This window comes from Rhizobacter sp. (assembly GCF_046595475.1).
In the GTDB taxonomy this organism is placed as follows: Bacteria; Pseudomonadota; Gammaproteobacteria; order Burkholderiales; family Burkholderiaceae_C; genus Rhizobacter.
The window spans coordinates 1-9165 of record NZ_JBKJOQ010000009.1; the positions used below are offsets into that span (position 1 = coordinate 1).

Sequence of the window (9165 nt, forward strand, 5' to 3'; positions counted from 1 at the left end):
AAAGAACGACGGCCGGGTCGATACGATTTTCAGCAGGCCCTTCTTCACCAGTGGCGCGAGGTCGAATCCGATGGAACTCAAGTTCTGGATCAGTTGGCCCGCTGACTCTTCATACGACAAGAAAAGGCATTTCTCCCCACGCCTGCACGTTTCCACGGCGAAAGCGGCTGCGAGACTGGTCTTGCCCGTCCCCGCGGTGCCCGATGCGAGAACGGTGCTTCCTCTGGTGTATCCGCCACCCTGAAACAATTTGTCCAGTGACGCGATGCCTGTCGCCACCCGTTCGGCCGTGCCCGGCTGGTCCAGGCCTGCAGAAGTGATGGGGATGACTGAAAGCCCACCTTTGTCGATGACGAATGGATACTCGTTGGCTCCGTGGTTGGATCCGCGATATTTGATGCCACGAATTCGGCGCGTTGCTATTTGTTCCCTGACGCGGTTATCCACAAGGATGATGCAGCCGGAAATGTATTCCTCCAAGCCATGGCGAGTGAACGAGCCTTGTTGCAGTTCCCCGGTGATCAACGCTGTGACTTTCTTGTCCTTGAGCCAACGAAAGAGTCTCTTGATTTCAAGGCGGAGGATGCCCGCATCACTGACGCCGGCGAACAATGATTCGATGGAATCCAGCACGACGCGTTTCGCCTTGATGGAGTCGATGGCAAGTTCAAGTCGAACAAAGAGTCCTTCGAGGTTGAACTCCCCTGCCTCTTGAACATCTTTTCGGTCGAGCAGAACGTAGTCGATAAGAATCTTCTTTTCAGCGACGAGCGCTTGCAAGTTCAAGTTCAGCGAGGCCACATCTTTGTACAGCTCATCTTCAGTCTCTTCAAATGACATGAAGACGCCGGTTTCGTCGTAGCGGCTCGCGCCGTTGAGCAAAAAGTCAACGCCAAGCAGCGTCTTCCCGGTACCAGTGCCCCCGCACAACAAGGTGATTCTGTCTCTCGGAATTCCACCTTCCGTAATCTCGTCAAACCCTTTAATACCCGTCAGACACTTTTGCAGATCAAGGTCTGGCGAGAGGTCCTTCTTGCGGGGCTTGCTCATAGATTGAACTCCGGAGTCAGTTGGTGCCAATGTCCACCTCGATTCAATTGCGTGAACGATGGTGTCGGCAGAAAACAGCGAGAGATGCCTTCACGATCAGCCGAAACACGCGCCACTTCGGGCCAACATGGGTGCTTATGCTGAACCCGTATGGGCGCGTGATCTGTACGGCAACGAACATATGCGAGTCGACAGAACCTGCCGAAGATGACGGCGCGCTCGTGTACGCACCCCGACGCGCGCAGCACCTTTGTCATTCGCAGCGGCACACGCTTCGGCGACGACCCGATGAGCGGCGCGGTGCAATCAATCTTCCTGCCCTCAGGTCGGTGCCATGCGTCGACCTTGCCAGCGCTACGGGCAGATGTCGGACAAACCTAAACTGCTGCCGGCGTACGGATCTGAGCAACGATTGACCGGTTCCGACCACGAGGCAGACCGCCGATACGAGGCGCGTGCCGCCCCAAGTCCCGAGGGCGGCGCGTACGTCAATCGATGTGATGACGGATCGCTCACGACAGGTGACTCGCCTTCACCCGGCTATCGCTTCGACGCAGGGTCGCATCACGTTGGCCGCGCCTCGCCGTGACGTCGCGCCGGGGTTCACGCATCGTGAACCTGCGTTCTCTCCAGCCGTCGCGTAGTGCCTCGTGGGACCACGTCGGGACCGATCTTGTTCCGGAATTTGAAGCAGTCCACGACAGAGGGACAGCCCGGTGCTCCCTACGGTTCTGCGGGGGCCGTGACGAGGGCCGGTGCAGTGTTCATAGCGATAGCGGAACGGTTTCCGGAACAAATTTCGGGCAAGAAAAAAGGCCTTGCATCGCTACAAGACCTTGATTTCATTACCTTTTTCTTGGCTCCTCGACCTGGGCTCGAACCAGGGACCTACGGATTAACAGTCCGGCGCTCTACCAACTGAGCTATCGAGGAACAGCCTCACATTATAGCTGGAGTTTTCGGGCCGTTTACAGGCTCACTTCGACCGACACGCGGAAGGTGCGTGCCGCCAGCGGGTACAGGTAGACATGATCGAACTGGAAAGGCGATTCGCGCCAGGCGCGGCGGTTGAAAACGTTGTCGACTCCGGCGCGCCACACGAGGGCGCCGCCGGTCTCGCGCTTTTGCTCGTAGCGCGCCGACAGATCGGCCATGCCATAGCCCGGAATGCGCACGCTGTTGTCGGCGAGCACCATGCGATTGCTGACCCCCAGCGCATCGGCCTGCATGCGCAGGCCTTTCAACGCGGCGACTTCATAGCTCGCCTGCAGCTTGAGCGTGCGTTCGGGCACATTGGTCGGGCGCTTGCCGTTGGCCTCAGGTGTCGCCTGGCTGCCGTGGCGGCGGGCGTGAAGGGCTTGCAGCCCACCTTGCAAAGCCCAGGCACCGGAGCGCCACGCGGCGTTGGCTTCGATGCCCTGGTGTTGCGCGTCACCGTCTTCGCCGCGTTGGCCTGCGAAATCACCCCATGCCGGGCGCACGATGTCGAACCAGGCGATGCCCCAGGTGGCGTGCGGCGTGCCGACCTTGATGCCGGCTTCGATCTGTCGGCTTCTGGCGGCAGGCAATGCTTCACCGGCGTTGCTGTAGCCAGGGCGGTTGGGCACCACGTCGCTTTCGACGCCTTGGCTCCAACTGGCGTAGACCATCTGCTCGGGCGCCAGCGTGTAGCTGGCTGCGAGTGACGGGGCGACGAATGATTGCGTGTAGTCGGTAGCGCGCGAGCCATCGGTTCGCACCGACTGGCGCTTGAGCTGCGTGTGCCGCATGCCCAGCCACAGGGTGACGCTTTCGTTGAGCTTCACCGCATCGCGTGCATACACCTCAGTGGAGCGCTCATCGCGGTTGGTGTTGGGGCTGGAGCGTGGGTCGTTGGGGTAGGTGGCCAATGTGCCGTCGACATTGCCCATCCCTGTGGGCACGGTCTCGTAGGGGTTGGCGTAGCTGAGGTCGTAGGTCTGCGAGTCGAAGCGGTTCTTGACCTTGCTCAGCAGCGTGCCGACCGACCAGCTGTGTAGCATGCCGCCGGTCTTGGCTTCGCCCTGGGCTGCCACTTCGAGCGCATCGATGCGGCGGCGCTCGTTCTCGCTGCGGAAGTCGTACAGGTCGTACGTACCGTTGCTGCAGTAGCGGTCGTAGTTGCCTTCGGTGCTGCACCCATAGGGGAAGGCGAGGCGATCATCCGTCTTCAGTTGTTGCGTGGCGGCATGGGCGGCGAGGCGCCAGTTGCCCATGTTGTGGCTGGCACGAAATGACGCGGTGTTGGCGTCCATCACCACCGGCTGCGACCAGGCTTGGTTGTTGAGGTTGATGCGCGGGTCGACAGGCGCGGGGACGGTGGAGCCGAGCAGGCTGAAAGCGGGCTGGCTGGGTTGTGAACGATGGCTGGTCTCGAACTCGGCTTCGAGCAGGGTGTCGGGGCTCACGCGCCAGTCACCCGCTACCGCGAGCAGATGGCGCTGGCCCTTGGCGCTGTAGAGCTTGGGGTCGAGGTGCTCATAGGCGGCATTCAGGCGCACGCCGAATGCGCTGTTGCTACCGAAGCGCTGGCTGAGGTCGACAGCACCCAGCACCGAGCCGGGCTCGCGCCAGCCGAGCTGCACGTGGCGCAGTGGGGCTTCGCTGGGCCGCTTGACGACGAGATTGACCAAGCCACCCGGCGCGCTGGTGCCGGCCTGAATGCCGCTTGTGCCTTTGAGCACTTCGATGCGGTCTTTGTTGTCGAGCGGGATCGAGGTTTCGGCGTTGATGGGCAGGCCATCGCGGCGATAGTTGAAGCGGTTGTCGAGCACGAAGCCGCGCACGGTGAGGAAGTCCCAGTAGCCCTCGGCGTTGTACGAGTCGCTGACGGCAGGGTCGCTGCGCACGATGTCGGCCAGGCGCTGCACCCCGCGGTCGCGCATCTGTTCTGCGTTGATCACCGTGGCTTGCACGGGGGTTGCCGACAAGGGCACGTCGCCCCAGCCCGAGACGGTAGCCACGGATTCGCTTCGGCCGGTGACGGTGACCGGTGCGAGGGTGGTGGTCTGAGCGTGAGCGCTTGTGGCCAGCAGCAGCGCGGCCGCGGCGATGGGCGAGCGGGAGAAATTAAACGAGCGAATGTTTGCCATCGTGATGTCCGGAAAAGCGATGGCAGGTCGGCGAGCACGGGCCGCGGCGCCGTGAACACGGCATAGGCTTTTGTGCATGCTTCCCTGCGCGAGGATTACCTCAATCAGGTTCAAAGGGACTCTCTCAGTCAAACGCTCGTCTTGATGACGGCGCGTTCAACACCCCTAGCGAGTGCTGCGCAGAATGCGCAGCGAGCGGATTATCTGAGCCCGAACACAAACAGTCCAGTGTGCTGTTTGTGTGTGGCGAGGAGTCGGGCCGCTGGCCCGGCGCGGCCCGCAAGGCGACAGCGAAGCGACTGGGGGCTAATCAAACGTCGGTGTCTCCACGCCCAGGACCTTGTGCAGCTTGGGGCTGGTGGTCGTGTACTGGAGGTGTATGCGCTTGTCTGGAAAGATGTACGGCGCCGCACCAAAGGCCGCAAGTGCCGCTTCGTGAAAGCCGGAGAGGATCAGCTTTTTCTTGCCCGGGTAGGTGTTGACGTCACCCACCGCAAAGATGCCCGGGGTGTTGGTCTCGAAGGTCTCGGTGCCGACGACGATCTGCTTGCGCTCGAGGTTCAGGCCCCACTCGGCGATGGGCCCGAGCTTGGGGCTCAAGCCAAAGAACACCAGCAACACATCGAGCGGCACCACGCGGGTGATGCCGTCGCTGCCCGTGACCTTGAGGCTGGTGAGCCGGCCATCAGCCTCCTCTATGCCTGTCACTTGGCCGACGAGAAACTGCATCTCGTAGGCCTCGCACAGCTCGCGCATCTTGGTCACGCTGGCGGGTGCTGCCTGAAAGCCGTCGCGCCGGTGCAGCAAGATCACGCTCTCGGCCTTGTGGGGGCCGTCTTGCGCGAAGTTGAGCGACCAGTCGAGGGCCGAGTCACCGCCGCCCACGATCACCAGGTTTTTGCCAGCGAACTGCGCCGGGTTCTTTACGCGGTAGTGCAGCTGTGTGCCGTCGTACTTGTCGATGCCGTCGACCTTCAGCAGCCGAGGCTGAAACGAGCCCACGCCGCCGGCGATGAAGATGGTCTTGCTGAGAAAGCGTGTGGCCTTAGACGTTTCAACGTAGAAGCGGCCGTCTTCTTGTTTGCGCACCACGGTAACTTCTTGCCCCAAGTGGAAGGTGGCGCCGAAGGGCTCGATCTGCTTGAGCAAGTTGTCGGTGAGCTCCTTGCCGGTGCACATGGGCACGGCCGGGATGTCGTAGATCGGCTTGTCGGGGTAGAGCTCGATGCATTGGCCGCCGGGGTAGGCGAGTGAATCGATGATGTGGGCCTTGATCTCCAGCAGCCCCAATTCGAACACCTGGAACAAGCCCACCGGGCCGGCACCAATGATCACCGCATCGGTTTCAATGGGGCCGTCGTAAGAGCCTGCCGTTCTGGAAATCTCCGGGTTGGCGTTCGGTTCCATGGTGATGCGGTGAGGGCTACTTGACCAGCTCCGAGAGCTTGCCGGTCTTGTCTTTCCAATCGTCGGCATCGGCCAGCGGCGCCTTGCGCTTGGTGATGCTGGGCCAACCGCTCTTGGCGAGGTCGGCGTTGATCTTGATCATGTGCTGCTGGTCGCCGGGCACGTCTTCCTCCGGCATGATGGCGTTGACGGGGCACTCGGGGATGCACACCGCGCAGTCGATGCACTCATCGGGATCGATGGTGAGGAAGTTGGGGCCCTCGCGGAAGCAGTCGACGGGACAGACGTCCACGCAGTCGGTGTATTTGCAGCGGATGCAGGCTTCGGTGACGACGTGGGTCATGGCTCTTGCTTTGAAGAAGAATTGACGGTTGAGCGGGGCTCGCCTTCAGGCGAAGCCTCGCATTTTAAAGGCTTGAGGGTTTTCACCGAAGCTGATGGCGTCCTGTGAATGGGGGTGTTCAAAGGGCGGGCACCTGCACCCACGGTGACGATGGTCGGCCGCCCCGCGTGCAAGAGGCTGGCTTGTGCCAAATCTTGCACGCTTTGGTCGCTGTGCAGGGCATCGGGCCAGCCGGCGCGCGAAACCACGCTCACCGGCGTATCGGCAGGCCAGCCCGCGTCGATCAGTTGGCGCGACAAGGCCGCCAACTGCTTGCCGGCCATGTAGAAGACCTCGGTGTCGGCGCTGCGTGTGGCATGCAGGTTGCCTGTGCGCGTCATGGCGGTGGCGAGGCTCACGCTGCGACCGCTGCCACGGCGCGTGAGCGGGCGTTGGCTGCTGGCGGCAGCGGCGATGGCGGCGGTCACGCCGGGCACCACTTCGCTTTGAATGTTGGCGGCGGCCAGTGCTTCGAGTTCTTCTTCCAGGCGTCCGAATATGCTCGGGTCACCACCTTTGAGGCGCACGACGGTGCCCACTTCGTGGGCGTACTTCACCAGCAGCGCGTTGATGGCAGTCTGGCCCGTGCTGTCGCAGAAGCCGCGTTTGCCGACGTGTACCCAGCGTGCGTTGGGCGCTAGAGCTTGAAGCGCAGGGTCGGTGAGTGCGTCGAACAGCACCACATCGGCGGTCGCGAGCAAGCGCGCGCCGCGCAGGGTCATCAAGTCGGCGGCTCCAGGCCCCGCGCCGATGAAGATCACTCGGCCCATGGTCAGGCCGCACCTTTCACGAGCAAGGCGCCGCTTGTGCGGTTGCTGGCGGGGTCGACGATGATGAGCGAGCCGCCCACACGGTTGGATTGAAACGATTCCACCGGCAAGGCCTGCTGCGTCTCGATGATCACGTGGCCGATCTCGTTGACCTTGAGTTGATCGGCGTCCGTCGCTTCGAGCGTGTGTATGTCGAGCCGGCTCTCGATGCTGGCGATGCGTGCCTGCACCCAGCGGTTGCCGTGGCGCACCCAGTACTTTCGGCCGACGACTGCCGGCTCGGTGTCTAGCCAGGCCAGCGTGGCCGAGAAGCGCTGAGTCTCGTGAATGGTTTGCGGGGTGGAGATCCAGTCGCCGCGCGACACATCGAGCTGGCGGTCTAGCACCACGCCGGCAGACTGACCGGCTTCGACCACATCAACCGCCTCGCCCGCCCGCCGCACTTCGGCCACGGTGGCGAGCTGACCGCTCGGGAAGATTTGCACGGCATCACCCGCCTTCACGCGACCGTGGGCAATGCGGCCGTACAGCGAGCGCGGTTGGTTGCCGGTGCCTTCGCCTTCGCGGCTCACGTACTGCACGGGGATCAGCAGGTCACCATCTTTGCGCTCTTGCAGCGCGGGCAGTGATTCGAGCAACTGCAGCAGCGTAGGGCCGTTGTACCAAGTGGCGTCCAGCGGCTGGGTAACGTTGTCACCGCGCAAGGCCGAAACGGGGATGATGCCGGCGACTTCAATGCCGGCTTGATCGGCAAACGCACGCAGCGCCACGCTGACGGCCTCGAACGCCTGCGCAGGGTCGCTCACGGCGTCAAGCTTGTTGACGGCGAACACGATGCTGGGCACGCGCAGCAGGTGAGCCAGCAGTGCATGCCGGCGCGTCTGCGGCAACAGCGGCAGCGGCTGGGCGTGCGTGTCGAGCTTGGTGATGTCGACCAGCACCACGGCGGCGTCGCTGCCGGCGGCGGCCGTCACCATGTTGCGCGTGTACTGCTCGTGGCCGGGCGCGTCCGCAATGATGAACTTGCGCTGCTTGGTGGCGAAGTAGCGGTAGGCCACGTCGATGGTGATGCCCTGCTCGCGCTCGGCCTCAAGGCCGTCGGTCAACAGCGAGAGGTCGATGGGCGCACCTGCGGCGCGCTTCTCCAGCGTGTCGAGTTGGTCGGCGAGGATGGCGCGGCTGTCGTACAGCAGGCGGCCGATGAGCGTGCTCTTGCCGTCGTCAACGCTGCCTGCAGTGAGGAAGCGCAGAGCGCGGTGGTCTTTGATTGCGCTCTTGTCAGCGATTGCGGCGGTCATCAGAAGTAACCCTCTTTCTTGCGACGTTCCATAGAGGCGTCGGAGGTGCGGTCGTCCATGCGGGTGGCGCCGCGTTCGCTGACCGTGACCTTCAAGGTCTCGGCCACGATGTCGGTGGCGTTGGCGGCGGGGCTCTCGACCGGGCAGGTGCAGGTCATGTCGCCTACGGTGCGAAAGCGCACTTGCACGGTTTCGATCTGCTCGTCGGCCTCGGGCGGTGTGACTTCGGTGAGCGGCACCAGCAAGCCTTTGCGGCGTATCACTTGGCGGTCATGCGCGAAGTAGAGATTGGGCAGCGGAATTTCTTCGCGGGCGATGTACAGCCACACGTCGAGCTCGGTCCAGTTGCTGATCGGGAAAGCGCGCATGTGCTCACCCGGTTTGATGCGGGTGTTGAACAGCGTCCACAGCTCGGGGCGTTGCTCCTTAGGCTGCCATTGGCCGAAGCTGTCACGGTGGCTGAAGATGCGCTCTTTCGCGCGAGCCTTTTCTTCGTCGCGTCGCGCGCCGCCCATCAGCACATCAAAGCGGTGCTCTTCAATGGCTTCGAGCAGAGCCACGGTCTGGTGGCCGTTGCGCGACTCGAGCGGGTGCGAGAGGCGCACAGTGCCGCGCTTGATGGAGTCTTCAAGGTGGCCGACGACCAGGCGCTCGCCCATCTCGGCGATGCGGCGGTCGCGGAACTCAATCACTTCGGGGAAGTTATGGCCGGTGTCCACGTGCAGCAGCGGGAAGGGCAGTCGGCCCTTGAACTCGCCGTCTTTGCCGCGTGTCTTGAAAGCCTTTTCGGCCAGGCGCAACACCACGCACGAATCTTTGCCGCCGGAGAACAGCAGGGCGGGGCGCTCGAAGGCGGCCACGGTCTCGCGCAAGATAAAGATGGCTTCTTCTTCGAGCCAGTCGAGGTGGGTGTGGTCCAGCTCGGGGAGCAGTTGCTCCACGGTCAGCGGGGCGTTCATTTGCGGTCTCCGATCATTGATACAGCGGCTGCGTTTGCGTCATCAGATGCGCCATGCACATGCAAGCCGCACTCCTTGGCACCCTCGTCTTCCCACCACCAGCGGCCGGCGCGGAAGTCTTCGCCCACGGCGATGGCGCGCGTGCAGGGCTCGCAGCCAATGCTGGGCATGAACTGGTCGTGCAGCGGG

7 protein-coding genes, 1 tRNA gene, 1 pseudogene and 1 riboswitch are annotated in these 9165 nt (G+C 62.9%); all 9 genes and pseudogenes read right to left on the minus strand.

All coding sequences use genetic code 11. The annotated features are described in order from the left end of the window. On the minus strand, nucleotides 1–1050 hold a 1050-nt coding region (gene kaiC, locus AC30QB_RS01835; RefSeq protein WP_489544483.1), incomplete at its 3' end, for a circadian clock protein KaiC. 857 nt (nucleotides 1051–1907) lie between these two features. Continuing rightward, nucleotides 1908–1983: transfer RNA gene (locus tag AC30QB_RS01840), tRNA-Asn, on the minus strand. A 35-nt stretch (nucleotides 1984–2018) separates the two neighbouring features. After that, complete coding sequence (locus tag AC30QB_RS01845; RefSeq protein ID WP_489544484.1) at nucleotides 2019–4160, minus strand: TonB-dependent siderophore receptor; 2142 nt, start codon at nucleotides 4158–4160, stop codon at nucleotides 2019–2021. Nucleotides 4161–4224: 64 nt separating this feature from the next. Then, nucleotides 4225–4337: riboswitch (TPP riboswitch) on the minus strand. 129 nt (nucleotides 4338–4466) lie between these two features. Further along, nucleotides 4467–5567: an NAD(P)/FAD-dependent oxidoreductase gene (locus AC30QB_RS01850; RefSeq protein ID WP_489544485.1), complete on the minus strand. Its 1101-nt coding sequence runs from the start codon at nucleotides 5565–5567 to the stop codon at nucleotides 4467–4469. 16 nt (nucleotides 5568–5583) lie between these two features. Beyond that, complete coding sequence (gene fdxA / locus AC30QB_RS01855) at nucleotides 5584–5910, minus strand: ferredoxin FdxA (protein WP_489544486.1); 327 nt, start codon at nucleotides 5908–5910, stop codon at nucleotides 5584–5586. After that, the gene (gene cobA / locus AC30QB_RS01860) at nucleotides 5907–6719 is read right to left on the minus strand and encodes a uroporphyrinogen-III C-methyltransferase (RefSeq protein WP_489544487.1); all 813 of its coding nucleotides are present in this window, start codon (nucleotides 6717–6719) and stop codon (nucleotides 5907–5909) included. The genes fdxA and cobA overlap by 4 nt, the downstream gene beginning before the upstream one ends. 2 nt (nucleotides 6720–6721) lie before the next feature. Then, nucleotides 6722–8017, minus strand: coding sequence for a sulfate adenylyltransferase subunit 1 (locus tag AC30QB_RS01865; protein WP_489544488.1), 1296 nt, complete (start codon nucleotides 8015–8017; stop codon nucleotides 6722–6724). Continuing rightward, entirely contained in the window at nucleotides 8017–8976 is a 960-nt protein-coding gene (gene cysD, locus AC30QB_RS01870) for a sulfate adenylyltransferase subunit CysD (RefSeq protein WP_489544489.1), read from the minus strand. Before cysD ends, AC30QB_RS01865 begins: the two co-directional genes overlap by 1 nt. Further along, a pseudogene (locus AC30QB_RS01875) lies at nucleotides 8973–9165 on the minus strand (phosphoadenylyl-sulfate reductase); the annotation flags it as partial. The gene cysD and the pseudogene AC30QB_RS01875, both read right to left, overlap by 4 nt.